19 protein-coding genes are annotated in these 23,575 nt (G+C 73.8%); 8 read left to right on the plus strand and 11 right to left on the minus strand.

Annotation, left to right across the window (positions count from 1 at the left end):
- Window positions 1-52: 52 nt before the first annotated feature.
- Window positions 53-847 carry a spermidine synthase gene (locus tag ABT048_RS33500; RefSeq protein WP_350525365.1) on the minus strand — a complete coding sequence of 265 codons (795 nt, stop codon included), beginning with the start codon at window positions 845-847 and terminating at the stop codon, window positions 53-55.
- 125 nt (window positions 848-972) lie between these two features.
- Window positions 973-1,944 (minus strand): alpha/beta hydrolase, encoded by a 972-nt coding sequence (locus ABT048_RS33505; RefSeq protein ID WP_350525346.1) that lies wholly within the window; start codon window positions 1,942-1,944, stop codon window positions 973-975.
- A 294-nt stretch (window positions 1,945-2,238) separates the two neighbouring features.
- On the opposite strand from ABT048_RS33505, the gene ABT048_RS33510 reads away from it, so the two are divergent.
- A complete protein-coding gene (locus ABT048_RS33510) occupies window positions 2,239-3,642 on the plus strand; it encodes a selenium-binding protein SBP56-related protein (protein ID WP_350525347.1) in 1,404 nt (467 codons plus the stop codon).
- 4 nt (window positions 3,643-3,646) lie between these two features.
- Here the strand turns inward: ABT048_RS33510 and ABT048_RS33515 are convergent, their stop codons facing one another.
- On the minus strand, window positions 3,647-4,948 hold the full coding sequence (locus ABT048_RS33515; protein ID WP_350525348.1) for a globin domain-containing protein: 1,302 nt from the start codon (window positions 4,946-4,948) through the stop codon (window positions 3,647-3,649).
- A 136-nt stretch (window positions 4,949-5,084) separates the two neighbouring features.
- The gene (locus ABT048_RS33520; protein ID WP_350525349.1) at window positions 5,085-5,981 is read right to left on the minus strand and encodes a helix-turn-helix domain-containing protein; all 897 of its coding nucleotides are present in this window, start codon (window positions 5,979-5,981) and stop codon (window positions 5,085-5,087) included.
- Window positions 5,982-6,212: 231 nt separating this feature from the next.
- On the opposite strand from ABT048_RS33520, the gene ABT048_RS33525 reads away from it, so the two are divergent.
- Entirely contained in the window at window positions 6,213-7,304 is a 1,092-nt protein-coding gene (locus ABT048_RS33525; protein WP_350525350.1) for an NAD(P)-dependent alcohol dehydrogenase, read from the plus strand.
- Between the two features lie 127 nt (window positions 7,305-7,431).
- Here the strand turns inward: ABT048_RS33525 and ABT048_RS33530 are convergent, their stop codons facing one another.
- The 3 genes from ABT048_RS33530 to ABT048_RS33540 all read right to left on the minus strand — a co-directional run bounded on the left by ABT048_RS33530 (window position 7,432) and on the right by ABT048_RS33540 (window position 9,637).
- Window positions 7,432-7,974 carry a DUF6114 domain-containing protein gene (locus ABT048_RS33530; protein ID WP_350525351.1) on the minus strand — a complete coding sequence of 181 codons (543 nt, stop codon included), beginning with the start codon at window positions 7,972-7,974 and terminating at the stop codon, window positions 7,432-7,434.
- A 2-nt stretch (window positions 7,975-7,976) separates the two neighbouring features.
- The gene (locus ABT048_RS33535; protein ID WP_350525352.1) at window positions 7,977-8,630 is read right to left on the minus strand and encodes a DUF6230 family protein; all 654 of its coding nucleotides are present in this window, start codon (window positions 8,628-8,630) and stop codon (window positions 7,977-7,979) included.
- 140 nt (window positions 8,631-8,770) lie between these two features.
- The gene (locus ABT048_RS33540; RefSeq protein WP_350525353.1) at window positions 8,771-9,637 is read right to left on the minus strand and encodes a TetR/AcrR family transcriptional regulator; all 867 of its coding nucleotides are present in this window, start codon (window positions 9,635-9,637) and stop codon (window positions 8,771-8,773) included.
- A 561-nt stretch (window positions 9,638-10,198) separates the two neighbouring features.
- On the opposite strand from ABT048_RS33540, the gene ABT048_RS33545 reads away from it, so the two are divergent.
- The 4 genes from ABT048_RS33545 (at window position 10,199) to ABT048_RS33560 (ending at window position 13,991) form a co-directional block, all read left to right on the plus strand.
- Entirely contained in the window at window positions 10,199-10,867 is a 669-nt protein-coding gene (locus ABT048_RS33545) for a Tat pathway signal sequence domain protein (protein WP_350525354.1), read from the plus strand.
- Between the two features lie 168 nt (window positions 10,868-11,035).
- On the plus strand, window positions 11,036-11,926 hold the full coding sequence (locus tag ABT048_RS33550) for an AAA family ATPase (RefSeq protein ID WP_350525355.1): 891 nt from the start codon (window positions 11,036-11,038) through the stop codon (window positions 11,924-11,926).
- On the plus strand, window positions 11,923-13,428 hold the full coding sequence (locus ABT048_RS33555) for a vWA domain-containing protein (RefSeq protein WP_350525356.1): 1,506 nt from the start codon (window positions 11,923-11,925) through the stop codon (window positions 13,426-13,428). The genes ABT048_RS33550 and ABT048_RS33555 overlap by 4 nt, the downstream gene beginning before the upstream one ends.
- Window positions 13,429-13,478: 50 nt before the next feature.
- Window positions 13,479-13,991, plus strand: a complete 513-nt coding sequence (locus ABT048_RS33560) for a hypothetical protein (protein WP_350525357.1) — start codon at window positions 13,479-13,481, stop codon at window positions 13,989-13,991.
- Between the two features lie 109 nt (window positions 13,992-14,100).
- On the opposite strand, the gene ABT048_RS33565 is transcribed toward ABT048_RS33560, so the two are convergent.
- From ABT048_RS33565 to ABT048_RS33575, 3 genes are all read right to left on the minus strand, one after another.
- Window positions 14,101-15,081 carry an alpha/beta fold hydrolase gene (locus ABT048_RS33565; protein ID WP_350525358.1) on the minus strand — a complete coding sequence of 327 codons (981 nt, stop codon included), beginning with the start codon at window positions 15,079-15,081 and terminating at the stop codon, window positions 14,101-14,103.
- Window positions 15,082-15,219: 138 nt separating this feature from the next.
- The gene (locus tag ABT048_RS33570) at window positions 15,220-18,729 is read right to left on the minus strand and encodes a S8 family serine peptidase (protein WP_350525359.1); all 3,510 of its coding nucleotides are present in this window, start codon (window positions 18,727-18,729) and stop codon (window positions 15,220-15,222) included.
- 360 nt (window positions 18,730-19,089) lie between these two features.
- Window positions 19,090-19,941 (minus strand): siderophore-interacting protein, encoded by an 852-nt coding sequence (locus ABT048_RS33575; protein WP_350525360.1) that lies wholly within the window; start codon window positions 19,939-19,941, stop codon window positions 19,090-19,092.
- Between the two features lie 81 nt (window positions 19,942-20,022).
- Between ABT048_RS33575 and ABT048_RS33580 the strand changes: the two genes are divergently transcribed.
- Window positions 20,023-20,808 carry a TetR/AcrR family transcriptional regulator gene (locus ABT048_RS33580; RefSeq protein WP_350525361.1) on the plus strand — a complete coding sequence of 262 codons (786 nt, stop codon included), beginning with the start codon at window positions 20,023-20,025 and terminating at the stop codon, window positions 20,806-20,808.
- On the opposite strand, the gene ABT048_RS33585 is transcribed toward ABT048_RS33580, so the two are convergent.
- Window positions 20,805-21,983, minus strand: a complete 1,179-nt coding sequence (locus ABT048_RS33585) for a HEAT repeat domain-containing protein (RefSeq protein ID WP_350525362.1) — start codon at window positions 21,981-21,983, stop codon at window positions 20,805-20,807. The genes ABT048_RS33580 and ABT048_RS33585 overlap by 4 nt on opposite strands.
- 275 nt (window positions 21,984-22,258) lie before the next feature.
- Here ABT048_RS33585 and ABT048_RS33590 point away from each other — a divergent pair.
- The coding region (locus ABT048_RS33590; RefSeq protein ID WP_350525366.1) for a S8 family peptidase at window positions 22,259-23,575 on the plus strand (1,317 nt) is incomplete at its 3' end.

Here is a 23,575-nt window from a genome sequence, read left to right on the forward strand (position 1 = left end):
ACCCGCCGATTCTGACACCGGCCGGGCCGGCCCGCCCGGCCCGACGCGCGGCTCAGCCCACGCTGAAGGCACCGTCCGGCGGGGGCGGCGAGTCGGTGGCGTCGGCGTCCGTCACCGGTGCGGTGCGGCCCACCAGGGCCGCGAGGTCGTCCCCCTCCACCAGCCGGGCCGGGAAGATGTCGCCCGCGAACAGCCGGGCCAGCTCGGCCACCGGCAGCGGCGCCGTCGACCCGGCCAGCAGCACGTTGCCGTACCGCCGCCCGCGCAGCACCGACGCCTCCGCCACCAGGCACACGTACGGGAACACCGCCCGCACCGTCGCCGCCTGCGCCCTCGCGAAGGCCAGCGGCGGGCCGTCCGCCAGGTTCGCCGCGTAGCAGCCGCCCTCGCGCAGCGCGGCCGCGGCGAGGCCCAGGAACTCCACCGAGGTGAGGTGCGCGGGGGTGCGGGAGCCGTGGAAGACGTCGGCGATCACCAGGTCCTGCGAGCCCGCCGGGACGTCGGCGAGCGCCGCGCGGGCGTCGCCGACGCTCGCGGTGATGTCCGCGCCGGGGCCCTGCCAGGGCAGGTGCTCGGCGACGAGGTCCAGCAGCGGCCCGTCCACCTCCACCACCCGCTGCCGCGAACCCGGCCGGGTGACGGCCAGGTAGCGGGGCAGGGTCAGGGCGCCGCCGCCGAGGTGCAGCGCGGCCAGCGGCCGCCCGGCGGGGGCCAGCGCGTCGGCGAGGTGGCCGAGCCGCCGGGTGTACTCGAACTCCAGGTGCGTCGGGTCGGCGAGGTCGACGTACGACTGCGGGGTGCCGTCCAGCGTCAGCAGCCAGCCGCCGTCGCGGTCGATGTCCGGCATGAGCTTGGCGAACCCGAGGTCGGTCCGCCGACCGACCGGCACCGGCTCGTCGTGCCCGTCCGGCTCGTCGTGCCCGTCCGGCTCGTCCGGATCCCGGTGCTGGTCCGGCTCGTCGTGCTCGGAGGTCACGCGTGCTCCCCGACCGGCTGCACGTCCAGGTAGGCGGCCAGCCAGTGGTCCAGCTCGGCGAAGGTCTGGGTGCGGGCCTTCTCGCCGGACAGCACCAGGTCGTGCATGCCGCCCTCGATCCGCACGATCGTGACGTGCCGGCCCAGCTTGGGGCCCTGCGCGGCGATGTCGTCGGCGCGCAGCACGGCGTCGGCGTGGTGCAGGGCGTTGTGCCACTTGGTGGTGGCGATGGACTTGGTGGAGGCCATCAGCAGCACCGGCACGTCGATCCCGAGCCCGTGGCGCAGCCGCCGGTGCCCCTGGTGGATCGCCGACAGCCAGCCCGCGAACAGCGGGAAGCCCTCGGCGGGCTTCAGCGTGAGGTCGAAGTCCCACTCGCCCCGGTGGTCCTTGTGCAGGCTGTGCGTGTAGTGCGGGTTCATCGTCGACGGCAGGACGCGGGTCGGCGCCAGCCGGCCGATCGCCGTCACCGCGGGCCCGCCGAAGGTGCGCGCGGCCTGCGAGGCCGGCATCGACAGGAACGGCGAGTTGAGGAACAACCCGTCCACCAGGCCGCGGCCGGCCCGCCGCCCCGCCCACAGCGCCGCCACCAGCCCACCGGTGGAGTGCCCGTTCAGCAGCAGCTGCCGGTGCCCGTCCACCTCCCGGATGACGCGGACCGCCTCGTCGATCTCCTCGTCGTACTCGGCGAGGCTGCGGACGAAGTTCGGCGACTGGTGCGGGCGCAGCGAGCGGCCGTACTTGCGCAGGTCGAGCGCGTAGAAGGAGAACCCGAGCGCTGCGTAGTGGTCGGCCAGGTTGGTCTGGAAGAAGTAGTCGTTGTACCCGTGGATGTACAGCACGGCCCGCTCCGCCCCGGACACGACCCGGCGCACCAGCGTCGCGCAGACCGTGCCCTCGTCGTCGGGACGCAGCTCCAGCTCCGCCGCCTCGTAGGGGGCACCCAGGATGTCTTCCCGAAACTCCATCGCCGCCGCACCGATCCTTCGCTCCGCCTGCCTCCGTGCGGCAGGTGACCACCCGTTCCGAGCCACGACGATACCGGCCGGTAGCCACCGGCCGCGCGGCGGAGTCCCGGACCGCGCCGGGTCGCCGTCCCCTCGGAGCCTGCCGGGAGGTGGGCGGGGCAGCCCCCCGTGGATACCGTCGCGCACCGGCCCGGGGCACGCTCCGCGCCTCCCCGCCCCTCCTCGTGCGCCTGCTGTGCGCCGGTGCGGATGTGGAACGCTTCCCGCACAGGGAAGGCGAGTTGGGGAGGTTGCATGCAGCAGGGGCACAGCGATCCGTCGCTCTACCGGTCGGCTTCCGAGGCCATCGCGGCGCCGCCGGAGAAGCTCGCGTACGTGGCCGGGTTCGACCGGGCGGGGCGGCGGCCGGACGCGCTGCTCACGGTGGACACCGATCCCGCGTCGGAGTCCTACGGCAAGGTCCTGAACTTCGCCGAACTGCCCACGCTGGGCGACGAGTTGCATCACTTCGGGTGGAATGCGTGCTCCAGTGCGCTGGCGCACGCCTGTCACGAGAACCCGGAGCGGCGCTTCCTGCTCCTGCCCGGCCTCCGCTCGTCCCGGCTGCACGTGATGGACACCCGGCCGGACCCGGTGCGCCCGCGGCTGGTGAAGACCGTCGAGGCCGCGGAGCTCGCGGCCAAGGCGGGCTACTCGCGCCCGCACACCCTGCACTGCGGACCGGACGGGGTGTTCCTGTCCTGTCTGGGCGCCGGCGGGGGTGCGGACGGGCCGGGCGGGGTGGCGATCCTCGACCACACCACCTTCGACGTGCTGCGCGCCTGGGAGACCGAGCGCGGGCCGCAGCACTTCGCGTACGACGTCTGGTGGCACCTGGGCACCAACGTGGGGGTGACCAGTGAGTGGGGCACCCCGTGGATGGTCGAGGACGGCATGGTGCCGGAGCTGCTGCTGGGCCGCAAGTACGGGCACGCGCTGCACTTCTGGGAGCTGGACTCGGGCCGGCACCTGCAGCGGATCGACCTCGGCGACCAGTACCAGATGGTGCTGGAGCTGCGTCCGGCGCACGACCCGCAGGCCGAGTGGGGGTTCGCCGGGGTGGTGGCGAACGTCGAGGACCTGTCCTCCTCGATCTGGCTCTGGTACCGCGACGGGCCGGCGTTCACCGCGCGCAAGGTGATCGAGATCCCGGCCGAGCCCGCCAAGGCCGAGGACCTGCCGCCCGCCCTGCAGCCGTTCGGCGCGGTGCCGCCGCTGGTCACCGACATCAACCTGTCGGTGGACGACCGCTGGCTGTACGTGTCGGCCTGGGGCACCGGCGAACTGTTCCAGTTCGACGTCTCGGACCCGTTCCACCCGCGGCTCGCCTCCTCGGTGCGCCTCGGCGGGGTCGTCGCCCGCACGCCGCACCCGGCCGAGCCGGGGCGGCCGTTGAGCGGGGCGCCGCAGATGGTGGAGATCAGCCGGGACGGCCGGCGGCTGTACCTCACCAACTCCCTCTACGGCGCCTGGGACGACCAGGTCTACCCGGACGGCATCGAGCCCTGGATCGTCAAGCTGGACGCCGACACCGGGGCGGGCGGGCTGAGCGTCGACGAGCGGTTCTTCCCGCACGGCGCCGACTTCCGGGGACTGCGCGTCCACCAGACGCACCTCGCGGGCGGCGACGCGTCCTCGGACTCGTACTGCTTCCGGTGAGCGCTCAACGCTGCAGCGCCTGGTCGTGGCGGACCCGGCCCAGCGGCAGTCCGGCGGCCACCAGCCGGCGGCGGACGGAGTCGACCATGCCGACCGGTCCGCTGACGCAGGCCAGGTGGTCGCGCCAGTCGCCCGCCGTCGCGACGGCGTCGGCGAGGCGGCCGGCGGTCACCGGGGCGAGGGTCAACCACGGCTTGTGCAGGCCGAGTTCGGCGAGCGCCTGCCAGTCGTAGAGGTCGGCGCGGTCCCGGGCGCCGACGAACAGGTGGACCCGGCGGCCGGGGGGCCGGTGGGCGGCCTGCTGCTCGACGATCGCCTTCATCGGGGCGAGGCCGGTGCCTCCCGCGACCAGCAGCAGGTCGCGGGCGTCGCCGTCGGGCAGCAGGCTGCCGCGCGGCGGGCCGAGGCGCAGCCGGTCGCCGACGGCGGTGTGCTCGACCAGGGCGGCGCTGACCCCGTCGGGGCCGGTGCGGCGGACGTGGAACTCCAACTCGTTGTCGGCGCGCGGGGCGCAGCCCATCGAGTACTGCCGCCAGGTGTGCGCCAGCGCCGGGTGTTCGACGGTGCCGTACTGTCCGGCGCGGTACGGGTACGGTTCGCCGGTGCGCACCCGCAGCACGGCGAGGTCGGGGCGGCGGCGCTCGTGGCCGGTCACCACGGCGTGCCAGTACGGGGGTTCGGTGAGCGCGGAGTCGGCGCCGGCGACCATCGCGCCGACGGCGAAGCGGAGCATCCGCACCCAGGCGGCTTCCAGCTCCTCCGTCCGGTACTCGCCGGCGCGGTGGCGGATCGCCGCGCACAGGGCTTCCTCGAAGGCCTCGTAGTGGACCGGGCGGACACCCAACTTCCGGTGGTCCCGTCCGAGTTGGCGGAGCGTGTGGCCGAGTTCGGCGGGCTGGTGGAGGTGCTCGATCAGGTGGTGGAAGATCCGTTCCAGGTGGGTCTGCTGGAACTCCATCGAGTCGGGGAAGAGCGGGCGCAGGTAGGGGCGGCGACGGAACATGACCGCGTAGAGGTGGTCGATCAGCTCGGAGAGCGGGGCGACCAGGTGGAGGTCACGCCGGATCAGGTGCTGGTCGGCGGCGCCGTCGTACCCGCCGCTCCCGCCGTCACCGCCGTACCCGTCGTACCCGCCGTACCCGCCGTCACCGGACCCGTGGTCGGCGTAGCCGAAGTCGCCGCCGGAGGAGGCGGACGGCGCGAGGAGTCGACGGCGTAGGCGCATCGCGTGGTGACGGGCGATCAGCCGGTCGTACTCGGCGGTGGCGGTGCCGCTGGCAAGGTGCGTGCTGCTGCTGTTGTCCATGTCCTGTCCAGTCAACTGCGCGGCCGCCGAACGCGAGAAGGGCCGATCGCCCCGGACGGACCCGGGACCATCGACCCCTTGCCAAGCGTTGGTCTGACGGCCACGCAGCAACCCACACCCCACCGGGCCGGTGCCGCTACCGGGACGCCTCGGTGGCGGAGTCGGCCGCGTCCGCCGCCGTCCCGGCCTGGAACTCGGTCGCCGCCCAACTCGCCAGCAGCCGCAGCGACTCGGCCGAGGCCGAGCCCGGTTCGGCGTGGTAGGCGACCAGCACCTGGTCGGCGTCACCGGTCGGGCGCAGGGTCTCGTACTGCAGGCTGAGGGCGCCGACCACCGCGTGGTGCAGCCGCTTGGTGCCGTGGCCCTTGTCCCGGATGTCGTAGGTGGCCCACAGGCGCCGGAAGTCCTCGCTCTTGACGGAGAGTTCGCCGATCAGCGAGGCGAGGTGGGGGTCGTCCGGGTCGCGCCCGGCGTCCAGCCGCAGCATGCCCACGATGTCGCTGGCCTTGCCCTCCCAGTCCACGTACAGGCGGCGGGCGTCCGGGTCGAGGAAGACCTGCCAGGCCATGTTGCGCTGCTCCGGCGGCAGCACGGCGAAGTCGCCCAGCAGCGCGCTGCCGAGCCGGTTCCAGGCGATGACGTCCAGGCGGCGGCCCAGCACGTACGCGGGCACGCCCTCCATCGCGTCCAGCAGCTGCTGCAGCGCGGGACGCACCCGCTGCACCCGGGCGGCGGCCCGGCCGGAGCGGCGCCGGGCGGGCTTGGTGAGCCGGCCGAGGTGGTCGCGTTCGGCGGGGCTGAGCCGCAGGACCCGGGCGATGGCGTCCAGCACGGCGACCGAGACGTTCTCGCCGTGGCCCTGTTCGAGCCGGGTGTAGTAGGCGGTGCTCACTCCGGCGAGCTGGGCCAGCTCCTCGCGGCGCAGCCCGGGCACCCGGCGACGGGTGGTGGTGTGCGGCAGCCCCACGTCCTCGGGCCGCAGCCGGGCGCGGCGGGATCGGAGGAACTCGCTGAGTTCGGTGCGCTGGTCCATGTCTGCAGTATGCGGGCGATCCGGCGCCCCGGGGCGGGCGAGGGTGACACTGCCGTGCGTACCCTCCGCAGACGTAGGCCCGGCCGACCTAGGCACGGCCCGCGTACGTCCGGCCCGCGTACGTCCGGCCCGCGTAGGTCCGGCCCGCCTACGTTCGGCCCGCCTACGTCCCGGCTTCGTACGAAGACCTCGGGTCTGGTTGGCCCGATCGCGGCGCCGCAGTCTGTGGGCATGACGAACGAGACGACGAAGACCACCACGAACACCCCCGGCACCACCCGCACCGTCGCCGCCTACGCGGCGCAGCAGCCCGACGCCCCGCTGGCGAAGACCACCGTCACCCGCCGGGCCGTGGGCGAGCACGACATCGTGATCGACATCCGGTTCTCCGGCATCTGCCACTCCGACATCCACCAGGTCGGCGAGGACTGGGGCACCGGCATCTTCCCGATGGTCCCCGGGCACGAGATCGCCGGCGTGGTCGCCGAGGTCGGCCCCGGCGTGACCCGCTGGAAGGTCGGCGACCGCGTCGGCGTCGGCTGCTTCGTCGACTCCTGCCGCGAGTGCGACAACTGCCGGGCCGGTCTCCAGCAGTACTGCACCGGGGAGGGCGGCGCCGTCTTCACCTACAACGGCACGGGCAAGGACGGCCTGCCGACCTACGGCGGCTACTCCACCGAGCTGGTGGTGGACGAGGCGTACGCGCTGAGCATCCCCGACAACCTGCCGCTGGACGCCGCGGCGCCGCTGCTGTGCGCGGGCGTCACGCTGTACTCGCCGCTCGCCCACTGGGGTGCGGGCCCGGGCAAGAAGGTCGCGATCGTCGGCCTCGGCGGCCTCGGCCACATGGGCGTGAAGCTCGCCCACGCGATGGGCGCGGAGGTCACCGTGCTCAGCCAGTCGCTGCGCAAGCGCGAGGACGGCCTCAAGCTCGGCGCCGACCACTACCGGGCCACCTCCGACCCGGCGACCTTCGGCGAGCTTGCGGGCAGCTTCGACCTGATCGTCAACACCGTCTCCGCCGACCTCGACCTCAGCGCCTACCTGGGCCTGCTGCGCACCGGCGGCACGATGGTGCAGGTCGGCGCACCGGAGAAGCCGGTGTCGGTCAACGCCCACGCGCTGCTCGGCGGGCGCCGCTCGCTGGCCGGGTCGATGATCGGCGGCCTGCCGGAGACCCAGGAGATGCTGGACTTCTGCGGTGAGCACGGCATCACCGCCGAGATCGAGCTGATCCGGGCCGAGCAGATCAACGAGGCCTACCGGCGGGTGCTGGCCGGCGACGTCCGGTTCCGCTTCGTGATCGACGCCTCGACCATCTGATCCGGGGTCCGGGGTCCGGGGCCGTCCGGTCCGCGGCCGCCTCCGCTCGAAAGTGCCGCGAAGGCGCCGCGCGAAGGTGCCCCGCGCCCCCGGTGCTCTCCCGTCACCAGGGCGCGGGGCCCCCGCGTCAGACCGAGGCGGTCTTGGCCGCGTGCCGCTCCTCGCGGCGGTCCAGCCGCCGCTGCCGGCCCCGGCGCAGCGGCTGGTCGGGCAGCCAACCGAAGGTGAGGCAGGCGCCGACCACCCCGAGCAGCATCCCGATCAGGAAGCCGCCCAGGTTGGACGTGACCCAGCTGCCCAGCGAGGCCAGCACGGCGAGGATGGAGTAGAACAGCCGCTGCGCCGGGTTGAACAGGATCAGCAGGCCGCACAGCACCATCACCGCCGGTACCAGGTACCCGGCCAGTCCCTGCATCCCGATGTGCAGGACGACGGGCAGCGGGGCCCGCAGGGTGAACAGGATCTCGGCGCCGCCGAGCAGCACCAGCAGCCCGCCCCAGAACGGCCGCCTGCCCCGCCAGTCGCGCTTGGCCGGGCGGGCGGGGGGCCCGGCGGCGGGAGCGGCGGCGGTGGTGCCGGGCGCGTCGGCCGTCCCCTCGGCCACCGCCTCCTCGGCCCGCGCCGCGGTGCCCTCGCCGGTCCCGGCCGGCTCCGGTACGGACTCCGTCATGCTCAGCAGCCCTGGGAGCTGAAGCTCAGCCGCAGGTTGGGCAGTTTGAACCCGACGGCGGTGCTCGCGTAGTTGTGCTGCTTGAGGTTGGTCAGCAGGACGGTGTCGGCCTGCTGGCCGAAGACGCCCGGGTTGCCCTTGCCGACCGGGCCGGCCTTGGTGAAGGTGCTGGCGTCGCCGCCGATCTCGATGTTGGTGAACTCCGCGTCGCCGGACAGCAGATCGGAGTCGGTGGTGAGGTTGGTGGCGGAGACGGGGGTGCCGCCGTCGCCCGCGTGGATCACCAGGTTGACGCCGCCGAGGTCGACGCTCTGGCACAGGTTGGTGATCTGCGCGGTCTTGATCGCCGACACCGCGACCAGGACCTGGCCGCCGGTGGAGCCCGCGTTGGGGCTGTCGGGGATCATCGAGTCCAGCGAGCCGAACTGGGCGAAGCCCTGTCCGTCGAGCTTGTCGGCGGTGATGGTGAACGGCATTCCGGAGATGGAGAATTGGGCGGCGAGCACGCCCTGGGCAGTGAGCGCCATCAGGACGCCCCCGGCCGCGATGGCCGGCACGGCCATCAGAGCGGTGCGCTTGAGCCGGACCCGGCCTCTTCTCGGCCCGGCCGGCTGGGGGGTCTCGGCCGCGGCGGCGGCGTCCTCGGACATGGCCATGTGTGCTCCCTCTGGGTGGATTGGGTGTGCAGGCACTGGCACGTTGTCCTGGCGCGGACAGCGTTGCGCGGCCCGACCGGGCCACCCGCCCCTCGGCAGCGGGGCGGGTCCGGTTCGGAGCGCGGTAAGTAACTGGGAAGCTACTGCCCGGTATTGGCCGGGTCAATACGGGTGCACGAAGGATCTTCACCAATCCCGGCCCCGAGCCGTTCGGCCGTCTCCGCCGGGACCGTTCGTACCGGCGCCTCCGCCGCCCCGGGCCGTGCGGCCGCCTCCGCCGGGCCCAGCCGGATGGCCTCGGCCTCCTCCGCCGGGCCCAGCCGGACGGCCGCCTCCGCCGGGCCGAGGAACGGCGCCAGGCAGAACATGCTCAACACCGGCAACAGTTCGGGCAGTCGATCGGTCCGGCCGGAGGCGATCCCGCGGTAGAGCGCGCTGTAGACGCCGCCAACCACCGCGTCCACCATCTCGTCCACCCTTACCCCGCCCGGCAGTTGGGGGACCTCGGCGAAGAACGCCCGGAACCTGGTGAGGAGTTGTTCGCGCTCCCGCCGCCCCTCCGCGCCGACCGCCTCGATCTCGATCACCGCGATCGTCGCGAACGCCGGTGTCCCGGCCAGCAGTTGGAGCATCGCGCCGAGCGCCTGCCGGATCCCGTGGCACCAGTCGGATTCGGCCGCGAAGGCCCCCGCCATCCGCCGCAGCACCACCCCGGTGCCGTACCGGTGCGCCGCCAGGAAGGCGTCCTCCTTGCCGCTGAACAGCTCGTAGAAGACCGGCCTGGTCACACCCGCCGCGCGGCAGATGTCGCTCACCGTCGCGTGCTGGTAGCCGCGTTCGGCGACGGTCTGGACCAGCCCGTCCAGCAGCCGCTCGCGCTGGGTCGCGGCGACCACGCCGGCGGGCTGCCGGCGCGGGCCCGGCTTGATCGACCGGGCGGGGTCGCGGCCGGTCCGCGCACCGGGCAGCAGGACCACGTCGGCACTCCGGAGGTAGTTCCGATCCATCACCAACTCCTGTGTCCTGTATTGACATTGACGCAACAGCGGGTTTACAACACTGACAGGTTTCCAACCGGTGGGCGAGCAGGCCCCCACCGGCCGACCTCCAGGGGCTCCCAGGATCCGGGCGAACCTCCCGGACCACGGGACCACGGCGGGCGCAGGCCCGCGGCGGTGGCAGCCGCCGACGTGCACCCCCACAGCACCGCACGTCCGCAACGACTCGGCGCAGTACCACTGCGCAGCGCCTTCGCCCAGTGCCGCTCCGACATGACGCTCCGCAGTGGCGCTTCGCGGAGCGGATGCGCAGAGCCACTTCGCAGGGCCACCTCGCAGGACCACTTCGCCGAGCCGCGTCGCAGGGCCGCTCCTCAGCGCCGCTGTGTCGTGCACCGCCGTCCGAACACACCTCCGTACCGCACGAGCGGGCCCGTGGCGCCGGGCCCGCCCGCACCGCGGCCCCGCCGGAGCCCCCGGTACGCCATGCACCTCCCCCGTCGTGCACACCACCACACCCGCACGCCGGGATTCCCCCCACCCGTCCCCGGGACGGAGAGAGGTACCCTCATGCGCATCCGCCGCACCCTCGCCACCGCCGCCCTCGCCGCACTCGCCCTCACCGGCGCGGCCGTGGCACCCGCCGAGGCCGCCACCGCCGTACTCACCACCGGAAGCCCGGCCGGCCCGGCCGTCGCCGTCGGCGACGTCCTGAGTGCCAACCTGGTCTCCGGCGGCTTCGCCACCTTCTACAACAGCGCCACCGGGACGAGCGGCATCAAGTGCGCCGCCTCCTCCTTCTCGGCGACCGTCACCTCCAACCCGGCCGCCCCGGGCAGCGCCGTCGAGCAGCTCAACACCCAGACCTTCGGCTCCTGCACCTCCAACGTCCTCGGCGTCACGGGCGTCAGGAGCATCACCGTCACCAACCTGCCGTTCACCAACACGGTCAGCGACGCCCCCGGCAACCCGGTCAAGCTCACCCCCGGCGCAGCCGGCCCGATGGGCACCACCGTGGTGCTCAGCACCATCCTGGGCAGCATCAGCTGCAACTACCAGAACGCCACCGGGATCAACGGCACCACCTCGAACACCGGCAACACCATCGGATTCTCCGCCCAGCCGTTCACCCTGGTCTCCGGCCCCGGCCTGTGCTTCTCGACGGGCTACTTCAGCGCCACCTACGGCCCGGTCACCGACACCTCCGTCGCCGGCAGCCCGGTCATCTTCGTCAACTGACGCAGCGGGCCCACCGGTTCGACCCGCGGCGTACGGCCCCGGCAGGCCGTACGCCGCTCCGCCACGCCCGGAGGCGCCCGCCACACGGCCCCGACCCCCGCGACAAGGAAGTGACCGGCCGGTAGGGTGGCGCCGCACGGAGACGGCGAACCGGAACGGGGCAGGCGGATGACCAGCGGCAGCAGCGGGAACGGCGACGGCACGGGCTTCTTCACCTCGGTCGCGGACGCCGCCGAACAGCTCGCCGCCACCGGCTACCTCGCCTCCACCGCCGTCGCCACCACCGTCTTCCTCGCCGACCGGCTCGGCAAGCCGCTGCTCGTCGAGGGCCCCGCCGGGGTCGGCAAGACCGAACTCGCCAAGGCCGTCGCCGCGATCGGCCGGGCCAGGCTGGTCCGGCTCCAGTGCTACGAGGGCATCGACGAGGCCCGCGCGCTCTACGAGTGGAACCACGCCAAGCAGCTGCTGCGGATCACCGCCGGCCGCGACGAGAGCTGGGACGAGGCCCGCGGCGACATCTTCGGCGAGGAGTTCCTGCTCACCCGCCCGCTGCTCACCGCGATCCGCGGCGAGGAGCCGACGGTGCTGCTGATCGACGAGATGGACAAGGCCGACGTGGAGGTCGAGGCGCTGCTGCTGGAGGTGCTCAGCGACTTCCAGGTCACCGTCCCCGAGCTCGGCACCATCACCGCGAGCCGCCGCCCCTTCGTCCTGCTCACCTCCAACGCCACCCGCGAGCTCTCCGAGGCCCTGCGCCGCCGCTGCCTCTTCCTCCACCTCGACTACCCGGACGCCGAGCTGGAGCGCCGGATCGTCCGCCTCAAGGTGCCCGGACTGGACGACACGCTGGCCGAATCGCTGGTCCGGATCGTCGGCGCGCTGCGCGCGATGGAGCTGCGCAAGGCGCCGTCCGTCGCCGAGACCATCGACTGGGCCCGCACCCTGCTCGCCCTCGGCGCGGACACCCTCGACGAGGCTGCCGTCCGCGACACCCTCGGGGTGATCCTCAAGCACCAGGACGACATCCGGAAGGCCACCCGGAAGCTCACCCCGGCATGACCGGCGGACCGCAGCCCGCCGAAGCAGGCACGACGGCACCAGGTGCCACAACAGCAGGCACGACGCCGACGGCCGCGACCGGAGCAGCGGGCCCCGCCGACACCGCCGCCCGCCTCACCGGCCTGGTCCGCGCCCTGCGCGGCCACGGACTGCGGATCGGCCCCGCCGAGACCGTCGACGCCGCCGCCGTCCTCGACGTCCTCGGCTTCGCCGACCGTGAGCAGATGCGGGCCGGTCTGGCCGCCGCCCTGCTGCGATCCGACGGCCAGCGGACCGTCTTCGACGCCACCTTCGACCTCTTCTTCCCCCTCGGCGTCGGCACGCCCGAAGCCTTCCGCACCGACCCGCCGCCGGTGCCCGACGACCCCGAGCCGCCGCGCTTCGGCCGCCCCGACCCGCGCCGCGACGACCTGCGCGAACGTCTCGCCGCCGCCCTCGCCGCCGACGACCGAGCCGCCCAGGCCCGGCTCGCCGGCGAGGTCGTGGAGGCCTTCGGCCGGTACGGCGCCGGCGGCGCGCCCGGCTCCGACGGCTGGTCCGCCCAGCAGGCGCTCGGCCGGATCAACCCGGACACCCTGCTCGCCCGGATCCTCGCCGCCCTGCGCAGCGGGCCGGGCACGGCGGACCTCTCCGACCTCGTCCTCGCCGACGAGGTCCGCCGCCGGATCCGCGACTTCCGTGCCCTGGTCGCCGGCGAGGCCCGCCGGCGGGTCGCCGAGCTGCGCGGCCCCGAGCGGATCGCCGAGCGCGCCGTCGCCCCGACCGCCGACCGGATCGACTTCCTCTACGCCGGCCGCGACCAGCTCGCCGAACTGCGCCGCACCGTCCACCCGTTGGCCCGCAAGCTCGCCACCCGCCTGGCCGCCCGGCGCCGCCGCGCCGCCCGCGGCCACATCGACCTGCGCCGCACCCTGCGCCGCTCCCTCGGCACCGGCGGCGTGCCGCTGCGCCCGGCCCACCGGCTGCGCCGCCCGGCCCGGCCGGAGCTGGTGCTGCTGTGCGACGTCTCCGGCTCGGTGGCGGGCTTCGCCGACTTCACCATGCTGCTGGTGCAGGCGATGAGCGAACAGTTCAGCAAGGTCCGGGTGTTCGCCTTCGTCAACCGCACCGCCGAGGTCACCGACCTGCTCCGGAACGGCGACGACCCGGCCCGGCTGGCCGCCCGGATCCTCGGCCAGGCCCAGGTCACCGGCTACCACGGCAACAGCGACTACGGCTCCGCCCTCGGCGGCTTCGCCGACCACCACCTCGACGCCGTCGGCCCGCGCACCTGCGTCCTGGTGCTCGGCGACGCCCGCACCAACCACCGCGACCCCAACCTCGACGCCCTGCGCCGGATCGCCGGCCGGGCGCGGCGGGTCATCTGGCTCAACCCCGAGCCGGCCTCCCTGTGGTCCACCGGCGACTCCGCCGCCCACGCCTACGCGGACGTCGTCGACATGCACCCGTGCCGCAACGCCCGTCGCCTCGGCGAGCTCATCGCCCGCCTCCTGCCGGTCTGAGCCGCGCCCCCGGCTCCCGGCCCTCCGGGCCGGACCGCCATCATGGCCCCGTGCACGACATCGAGTTCTTCACGTACACCTCCGCGAGGTCGTGGGGCCTGCGCGTCGACGGGACAGACCTGCGCGTCCTCGCCGCGGACGCCGTCCGCCCCTGGTGGCGGCGGGAGGACAGCCACGACGAGCGGACGCCGGAGGACACCGAGGACTTCCTGTTCCACCAGTACGCCGGGATGACGGAGCGGCACCTGGGCGACCCGGTGCGCCACTTCCTCGGCGCCGCCCTCCCGGAGGCCCGGGACCGGCGGACGGGGGCGACCGCCGTCCTGGGCTGTCCGTGCGGCATCTGGGAGTGCTGGCCGCTGCTGACCCGCATCACCGCCGACGGCGGCACCGTCGCGTGGTCCGGCTTCCGTCAGCCCCACCGCCCCGCCTGGGGCGACCTCGCCATCGGGCCGTTCGTCTTCCCCCGGGCCGCCTACGAGAACGCGCTCGCGCACCCCGTCCATCTCGCCGAGGATCCGCTCACCGAGCTTCCGCCGCCCGCGCCGCGCACCGGGGCGTGACCGCGGTCCGCCCATGCCTGAAAACCGCGTCCGTGCCCGGCGGACCGACCGGGCCCGGGGCACCGACCCGGCCCGGGCGGCCGGCCTGCGGCCGCCCGGGAGCGGGCCGTCAGTCCAGCGAGCCGAGGAAGTCCAGCAGCGCCTCGTTGACCTCGGCCGGGCGCTCCTGCTGCGTCCAGTGCCCGGTGTCCGGGAGCCGGAGGTGCCGGTGCAGCCGCGGCGTCACCTGCTGGAGCAGGTACGCCATCACCTCGCGCGGGACCATCGCGTTGACCAGGTCCTGCTCACCGGTCACGTACAGGGCGGGCGCCTCGATCCGGCGGCCGGTGAACGCCGCCATCAGCTCGTTGTTCCGGTCGATGTTGCGGTACCAGTTGAGTCCCCCGGTGAAGGCGCGCTCGCCGTGCCGGGCGTAGTCGGCCGCGAAGGCGTCGATGTCCGCCTCGGTGAGCCAGCCCGGCAGCCGCGCCGGTTCCGGGACGGTGTCCAGCAGCTTCATGCCCTCGGGGACGACCCACGCCCTCGGTTCCCCGTCGCGGGAGATCCCGCCGAGGATGCGGCGGAAGGAGGACTTGGGGTCGGCCGCCAGCTCGGCGTCGGCGCGGCCAGGCTCCTGGAAGTAGATCTGGTAGAAGCCCTCGCCGAACCGCTCCCGGGACAGCGCCAGCGGTGTCGGCCCGGACGGCAGCGGCGGCACGCTCAGCCCGGCGACGCCGCGCACCAGGTCGGGCCGCAGGGCCGCGGTGGCCCAGGCGACGGGGGCGCCCCAGTCGTGCCCGACCACCACCGCCCGTTCCTCCCCGAGCGCGCCGATCAGCGCCGTCACGTCGCCGACCAGGTGCAGCAGGGTGTAGGCGTCCACGCTCGCGGGCTGCTCGCTGCGGGCGTAGCCGCGCTGGTCGGGCGCCACCACCCGGTAGCCGGCCTCGGCGAGCGGCCCGAACTGGTGGCGCCAGGAGTACCAGCTCTCCGGGAAGCCGTGCAGCAGCAGGACCAGCGGCCCCTCCCCCTGCTCGGCCAGGTGCAGCCGTACCCCGTTCACCTCGACGTCGCTGTGCTTGACGGCCTCGTACGACACGTGGTTCCCCATTCCTCAAGAACGTCCGTCCGTTCCCGAACCTGCCCAGCCGCCCGGCCCCGGAACCCCGCGTCCGCCCTCCGGCGGGAAGCAGCCGAGGCCGCCCCGGGAATCCGGGACGGCCTCGGCCTTCGGTTCAGTGACGGAGCGTCAGTTCACCGTGTAGCTGTACGGAATCGCCGCGAGCACCGCACCGGTGGTGTTCAGGACGTTGTTGGTGGTGGCCACCCCGGTCGGGCCGGACACCAGGTACAGCACGCCCTTGACCGTGCTGCCCTTCGGGCCGGTCGGGGTCAGCGTCACCTGCAGCGAGCCGGTGGCGCCGGGGGCGACGGTCACCGGAGTGGCGGCCCGGGCCGAGGCGTTCACCGAGGCGGCGTACGGGTCACCGGTGCTGGAGGCCAGCGCCGGGTCGAAGGCCTGGGTGTGCGCGGTGGCCGTGATGGTGGACGTGCCGGTCGGCGCGCCGCCGGTGCCGAACGGGCCGATCTGCTGGACGAAGGTGCTCCAGTTGCCCGGGACGACCGGCTGCTCGGCGGTGCCGTTGTCGGTCACGACCGAGATGGTGGAGCCGTTCTGGGCCTTCTTCAGGTCGCCGAACAGGTCCGGCGAGCCGGTGGTGGCGCTCAGCTCGATCTGCGCCGGCGTCGAGGACGCCGCCACGGCCTTGAGCTGGTCGGTGCCCGGCGGCACCAGGAAGGACGGCACCGTGGAGCTGAGGCTCAGCGGCAGGTTGACGTTCGCCGAGGCGCCCTGCGGCACCAGCGGCACGTCCACCCGGCGGTCCAGGCGACCGTCGGCCGCGATCTTCTGGGTGGCGACGGTGTTGTTGGTGTAGTTCACCTGGACGGTGACCGGCTTGCCGGCCGCCAGCTTGGTGTGCGCGTCGTTCGGCAGACCGGCCGCGGTGGCCTGGTCCTGGTTGAACGCGACGGTGCCGGCGAAGTCCTGGGCGAGCTGCTGGCCGCTGACCGGGCCGAGCACGTTCAGGACGAACCGCCAGCGGCCGGCGGCCGGGTTGACGGTGGTGGCCGAGACGCCGGCCGCGGTGCCGGTCAGGTTGCCCTGGGCGTCGAACAGGCCGTTGCCCTCGATGTCGATCGGGGTGCCGTTCGGGCTGATCAGCGCGCCCTGCATGAGCAGGTTGGAGTCCTTGCCGACGGTGACGCCGACCCGCAGGTCCTTCTGGCCCTTCGGGACGTCGAAGCCGTAGGTGAAGCCCTGCGTCGGCGAGGCGCTGCGGCCGTTGCCACCGGTGATGGTGCCGGTGAAGGTGCCCTTGCCCTGGTTGACCGGGACGAGGCTGCGCAGCGTGACCGGCACGCTGGTGGTGTTGCCGTTGGAGCTGGAGACGGTGATCGCCTCGCTGGAGTCACCGCTGGTCGCCGGGGTGGTCAGCTGGACCTTGAGGGTCTTGGTCTGACCGGGCTTCAGCTCGGCGGTGCTCGGGCTCACCGCGCCGGCCGGGACGGCCCGCTGGGTGGCGGTGCCGAACTGGACCGGGCCGGTGAAGCCGGCCTTGCCCGCCGGGGTGTAGAGGATCGCGGTCCACTCGCCGGCGACCGGGTGCGGGACGTCCACCAGGCCGAAGTTCGCCGGGGTGGCGCCGCCCTGCGGACGGGTGTTGGTCTCGAAGCGGCCCGACGGGTCGAGCAGCGTCATGCGGACCACCGGGCCGTTGGTGACCGGGTTGGGCGCGCCGTGCCAGGCGATCGACGCCGCGAGGCGGTCGGCACCGGCCGGGACGGTGAACTTGACCTGCTTCTGCACCCAGTCCGCACCGTTGGTGGCGTACTTGAAGGTGTCCGTCGAGGCCGAGTCCAGCTGGACGGTCTGCTGGTTGCTCGCCTGCGGGGCGAAGCTGCGGGTCGCGGCGCTCACCGTCTGGGGCTCGTCACTGGTGTTGGTGACGGACACGTCGGCGGTGTGGGCCGAGCCGGGGGTGCCGGCGATGTCGACCTGGCCGGTGTTGACCACGACGGTGTTGGCGCCGTCGGTGCCGTCCCCGTCGTCGTAGCCGCGGGCGGCCTCGACGGCGGCGCGGACGTTCAGCAGGCCGGCGCCCTGCTCCTCGGCCGGGACGCCGAGGTCGGTGGCGGTGCCGGTGAGGAACTTCTTCACCAGCGCCGGGGCCGGCGAGTCGCCGCCGTGGGTGTCGCGGTAGGCCTGGATGACCAGGGCCGCGGCGCCGGTGACGAACGGGGCGGCCTGGCTGGTGCCGCCGAAGGGCTGGATCGGCGAGGGCTTGCCGTTGAAGCCCGTGCAGTCCTCGTACTTGGCGGTGTCCGGGGTGCACAGCGCCCAGTCCGACTCGCCCGGGGCGACCAGGTCGACGGTGCGGCCGGCCTGGGTGAAGCCGCCCGAGGAGAGCGCGGAGATGCGGCTGTTGCTCCAGGTCTTGTTGGAGAACTGGGCGGCCGCGTAGCCGGTCTGCTGGTAGTTCTGGTTGTCGGTGGAGGCGCCGACCGAGATCACGGACGGGTCGGTCGACGGCGTGCCGACGGTGCCGCTGATGCCGGCGTCACCGGAGGAGACGGCGACGGTCACACCGGCCTTGACGGCCTGCTCGTTGAAGAGCGAGATGGTGTCGTGCGCGCCGCTGTCCGGGGTGACGTTGCCGCCGAAGGACTCGTTCAGCACGTCGACGTGGGCGACCCGCACCGCGTAGTCGATCGACTGCAGGATCGACGAGTTGGACATCAGCTCGCCGCCGGCCTTCAGGGCGACCAGGTCGGCGTCCGGGGCGAGGCCGCGGATGCGGATGTTGCAGCCCGCCGGCAGCGGGTGCGAGGGGTTGACGAACTGCGAGACGTCGTAGACCTGGCGGCCCTGGGCGATGACCGCCGAGGCGTCGCCGAAGGCCTCGGCGGCACCGGTCGGCGCGTCCCAGCCGTCGCCCGCGAAGTCCTTGTAGTCGACGACGGCGTGCGAGCCGTCGGCCCGGATGAAGTCCGGGTTGTTCGGGTCGAGGCCGTCCGCGATGTAGGCGACCTTGACGCCCTTGCCGGTGGCCAGGTTCTCCACGCCGGGCTTGCCGTTGCCGGTGTAGGCCCGGACCGAGTACAGGCCCTCGGGCTCCAGCAGGGGCTTGCTCGGGTCGGAGGGGCACGCCGTGTTGGTCGCGTTCTCCTCCGCGCCCTGGCCGTTGCTGCCCGAGACGGCCTGCGGAGCGGCGGCGGCCTTGGGCGCCTTCGCGCCGGCGGCGTTCGCGGAGTCGGCGGCGTCCTTGGCCTGCTTCGCCTTGCCGGCGGACGCCGGGGCGACCTGGACCTGGGCGTCGGCCACCACGGCGGCGACGGCCGGGTCGGCCTGCAGCTGGGCGCGCAGAGCGGGGCTGACGGTCGCCGAGAAGGCGTTGCCGACCACGAAGGTCTTGATGTCGGTGCCGCCGCCCGCCTTGACCTTGTTCAGCAGCGGCGCCTGCGCGGAGGCGGCCTTCTGCTGACGGGCGCCGAGGTGGCCGTGGTCGGCCGGGGCGTCCGCGATCTGGTCCTTCAGGATCACGATCACCGGTGCCGGGGCCCCGTCCGCGGACGCCGCCTGGGCGTTCTGCGGATCCGGGTTCGGCGCTGCGTCGGCGATGGTCCCGAGGCTCAGGACCATGGACGCGGCGGTGACCGTGACGGCAGCTGTTAGCTGGGCTTTCCGCCAGCCGATCATGGACATCCTTTCGTCTGATGAATGGCTGACGCAATCCAACTCAGCTGAGCGCGATCACGACAAGGGGGTAAATACCCATCAGAAAGTAAAGTTGACCATCACTCAGTAAAATTCGTGGCGGAAATCGGGCCGAATCCGCATCTTTCAGCCGATCGGCCCTGTGCGGAACGGGATGCCGCTGCGCCGGGGATTCCCGTGGCGAACTCCGGACACTGGCGAAACCCCGCCACCGGGTTGACCATTTGTCGACACCACGACGTTCCCTTCCCGCTCCGCCCCGGCCGAAACCGGGCCGACCACGGCGGCCTCCGGGGACGGACCGGGGAGCCGCCGCGCCGCCCGGCCTGCCCCCGCTCCGGATCAGTACCCGGCCAGCCGCTCCTGAGCGTCCGCCAGGTCCTCGGCGGTGGGCGCGTCGTCCTGGGTCAGCCGGTGGCGCCAGTACCCGGTGAAGTCGACCGAGGCCTTGGGCACGCCGCGCTCCTCGACCAGGTGCCGGCGCAGCGCCCGCACCGCCCCGGCCTCCCCCGCCAGCCAGGCGAACGGCGTGCCGCCCGGCAGTTCGGCCGCCCGGACCGCCGCGGCCAGCACCGCGCCCGGGGCGGCGGCGCCCCGGTGCAGCCAGTGCACGGCGAGGTCGGCGCGGCTCTCCAGCGGCTGCTGCTCGGCCGCGTCCGCGACCTCGACGTACGCGAGCGCCCGAACCCTGGCCGGCAGCGCCTCGACCAGCGTCGCGAGCGCCGGCAGCGCCGTCTCGTCCCCGGCCAGCAGCACCCAGTCGGCCGCCGCGGCGGCCTCGGCGTACGGGACCGGCGGGGCGTACTCCGCCGAGGGGCCGACCATCCCGAGCCGCGCCCCCGGCTCGGCCCGCAGCGCCCAGGCGGCGGCCGGGCCGGTGTCGCCGTGCAGCACGAAGTCGATCTCGACCAGCCGGGTGCCTGGCCGGCGGCGGCGCAGGGTGAAGCTGCGCATCAGGGGGCGCTCGGCCTCGGGGATCGCCAGGTAGGCCCGGTACCAGCCCATCGGGTCGTCCTGCCGCGCGGGCAGCACGGGCTCGGTCTGCCCCGGGCGCGGGAAGCAGAGCTTGAGCTGCTGGTCCGGGGCGGTGCCGACGGTGTCGGCGAGTTCCTCGGCGGCGAAGGTGATCCGGGCGGTGCGCGGCGTGGTCCGGCGGACCTCGACGACCTCGACGAACGTGACGGGCAGTGTCATCGGGAAACCCCTTCGATTGGTAACCTTACGGCATAAAGAGTTGGCACGGGAGCGATACTTTACGCCATAAGGAGATGTCGGATGACCGTCTACGCCGGGCAGGGCGACGCCCACCGGTCGCTCGCCCTGCTGTGGGGAGCGCCCGCGGAAACGCGCACCGGGCGCAGCGGCCCCAAACCGGGCCTGAGTGTGGACGCGATCGTGTCCGCCGGAATCGCGGCGGCCGACGCCGAGGGCATGGCCGCGCTGTCGATGCGCGCCGTGGGCGAACGACTCGGCCGCACCGCGATGGCGCTCTACACGTACGTCCCGGGAAAGGCCGAACTGCTCGACCTGATGCACGACCGGGCGCTCGCCGAACTCCCGGCCGGTCCGCCGCCCACGGGCGACTGGCGGGAGGCCGTCACCGCCTGGGCCGGGGACCTGTACGACTGCTACCTGCGCCACCCCTGGGTGCTCCAGGTCTCACAGGCCCGGCCGGTGCTCGGCCCGGCCGAACTCGCCGCGATGGAGAGCCTGTTGCGCGCCCTGCGACCGGCCGGCCTGCCCCCGCGGACGCTGCGCGGAGCCGTCGCCGCCCTCTGGCAGTTCGTCCGCGGCCTCGCCGCCGCCACCGCCGACGCCCGCGCCGCCGCGGCCGCCACCGGCGTCGCCGACGAGGACTGGTGGATCGAGCGTTCCACCCAACTGGCCGTACTGGCACCGGACTTCGCCGAGCGCTTCCCGCTGCTCACCGCCCTGCAGAGCACCGCCGGCGGCCCACCGGAGGAGAGCCACCGGGAGGCCTTCCACAGCGGGCTCACCGTCCTGCTCGACGGCATCGCCTCCTCGGGGCCGCCCGCCGACGCGACGGCCGTCGCAGGCTAGACGGCTTCCTCGTCGGACGAGCACCCCGGCGCCGCGCGTCGCGCGCGGATGCGGTGCGCGGTGCGCAGTCCCTGTTTGGCGGCGGTGGCCACCAGGCCGCCGAGGCTGGTTCCGGCGAGGTCGTGGGCGGCGAGGCGTTCCAGCACCGGCAGGGCGCGGTCGTCGGCCGTGGCCCCGAGGGCGCGGGCGACCAGCGCCCGAAGGTCCGGGTCGGGGTCCGCGGTGAGGGCGATCAGGTCGTCGACCACCGGCGGGCCGAAGGCGGCCACCGCCGAGGCGAGATGACCGGCCTTCGGGTTCCGGCGCTCCGTCATGACGCGCCAGAGCGCGGCGAGCGCCCGGTCCCCGCCGAGCTCGCCGAGGGCCCGGGCGGCGCTGCTGCGCACCCAGTGGATCTCGTCGTCCAGCAGGGCCGCCAGGGCGGGTACGGCGGCTCGATCCCCGAGGAGGCCGAGCGCCTCGCAGGCGCCCTCACGGACCATCGGGTCCGGGTGCTCCAGCAGGGCCGTCACCAGCGGAACGGCCCGGTGGAAGCCGAGTTCGGCACAGGCGAGCGCCGACCACCGCACCCCGCCGTGCCCGGTGTCGGCGAGCGCGCGCAGCAGGCCGGGTTCCAGGCTCTCGTCACCGAACAGGTCGATCCGGTTGAGTGCCTTGGTCCAGACCGTGACGTCCTGGGCCCGGTGGTCGGCGACGACCTCGGACAGAGCCGCCAGCGCCTGCGGATGGCCCAGTTGGGCCCACTCCAGCAGCGCGTCGATCGCCCGCAGCCTCGTCGCGCGGGCCCCGCGCAGCTCGGCGGCGAGGACGGTGACCAGGGACGCCGGCCCGTCGGGCGGGGGGCCGAGCGCGTCCCCGAGCGGTCCTGCGAGTCCCGGCTCGGACTCGCCGAGCCGCAGCGCGAGGGGGCCGATCCGGGTGCCGACGTCCGCGTCGTAGAGACCGTCGGCGCACAGGTTGGCGGCCAGTTTGGCGACCGTCCGGAACAGGAGCCGCGCGTCGCCCGACGGGTCGTCGGCGAGCGCGTCGAGCCGGCCGGACATCGCCGCCGCGACGGCGGCCGGTGGACGGCCGGCGGCCCCCAGCACCGCCTCCGCCCACGCCGGCGGTGCGCCCTGGCGCTCGTACAGTTGGCGGCCCCAGAGGCGGAGGACGGCGTCACGGTGGTCGGTCATCCCGGGATCGTTCCAGCAGGGATGCCGGCGGCCAACGGGTTTTCCGTCCGGCCCGGGGTCCGGCCAGAGTTCTGCACCCCACGACATCAAAACGTAACGTTTCCGTGAAAAGTCGTCAGGCGTAAAGTCTTCCCCAAGTCCTCCCCCATCTGGCATGTTTCCTTCAAATCCCGTGCGATCCCCTCACACCCACGGGTCGAATCGGAGGACACGTGTCACCCCTGATATCCCGGCGGCTCGGCCGCCCGGCCGCCGCCCTCGCCGTTCTCTCGGCCATGGCGCTCGCCACCCCCACCGCACTCGCGACCGCCGCCCCCGCGAACACCGCGCCCGCCGCCCCCGGCGGCGTCACGGCGCCCGTCGCCCCGGCGGCCGGGCAGGCCACCGCCGCCGGCTGGGCCGCCGGCACCCGCGCCTACCTGGTGATCAGCGCCCCCGCCGACATCGCCGCCGCCAAGGCCGCCGTCGCCGCCAAGGGCGGTACGGTCTTCGCGAGTTACGACGCGATCGGCGTCATCGTCGCCCACTCCGCCAGCGCAGGCTTCGCCGCCGCGCTGCGGACCGTCAGCGGCATCCAGCAGGTCGGCGCGACCCGCACCTCCGACGTGCCGGCCGACGCCTACAACCCGGCCCTGCCCGCCAACCCCGCCCAGTCGGCCACCACGCTCACCGAGTCCAACCGCTGGGACATGACCCAGATCAAGGCCGACCAGGCCTGGAACGTCACCACCGGCTCCCCGTCCGTCAAGGTCGGTGTGCTCGACACCGGTGTGGACGACCAGCACCAGGACCTCGCGCCGAACTTCGACGCCGCCGACTCGGCCTCCTGCGCGTACGGCAAGGCCGACACCCGCACCGGCGCCTGGCGCGACGTCGACACCCACGGCACCCACGTCGCCGGCACCATCGCCGCCGCGAAGAACGGCAAGGGCGTCGTCGGCGTCGCACCGGGCGTGAAGATCGCCTCCGTCCGGATCGCCGAGCCCACCAGCACCCTGTTCTACGCCGAGAACACGGTCTGCGGGTTCGTCTGGGCCGGCGACCACGGCTTCAAGGTGACCAACAACAGCTACTACACCGACCCGTGGCAGTTCAACTGCCCGGACGACCTCGACCAGGCGGCCATCATCGAGGGCGTCAAGCGCGCCCAGGAGTACGCCGAGGGCAAGGGGTCGCTGCAGGTCGCGGCCGCCGGCAACGCGAACTACGACCTGGCGAACAAGACCACCGACACCGAGAGCCCGAACGACTCCACCAAGGTCACCCGGACCATCAGCAACGCCTGCCTCGACATCCCCACCGAACTCCCCGGTGTGGTGACCGTCGCTGCCACGGGCAGCGGCAGCGGCAAGGCCTCCTACTCCAACTTCGGCCGGGGCGTCATCGACGTCGCGGCGCCCGGCGGCGACGGCGCGACCGGCGTCTACTCGACCCTGCCCGGCGGCAAGTACGGCACCAAGAGCGGCACTTCGATGGCCTCCCCGCACGTCACCGGGGTGGCCGCGCTGATCGCGAGCACCGACCCGACGCTCACCCCGGCCGACATCCGGGCCCGGCTGGCGAGCCAGGCCAACGACCTGGCCTGCCCCACG

This window comes from Kitasatospora sp. NPDC096140 (assembly GCF_040303045.1).
Classification (GTDB): Bacteria; Actinomycetota; Actinomycetes; order Streptomycetales; family Streptomycetaceae; genus Kitasatospora.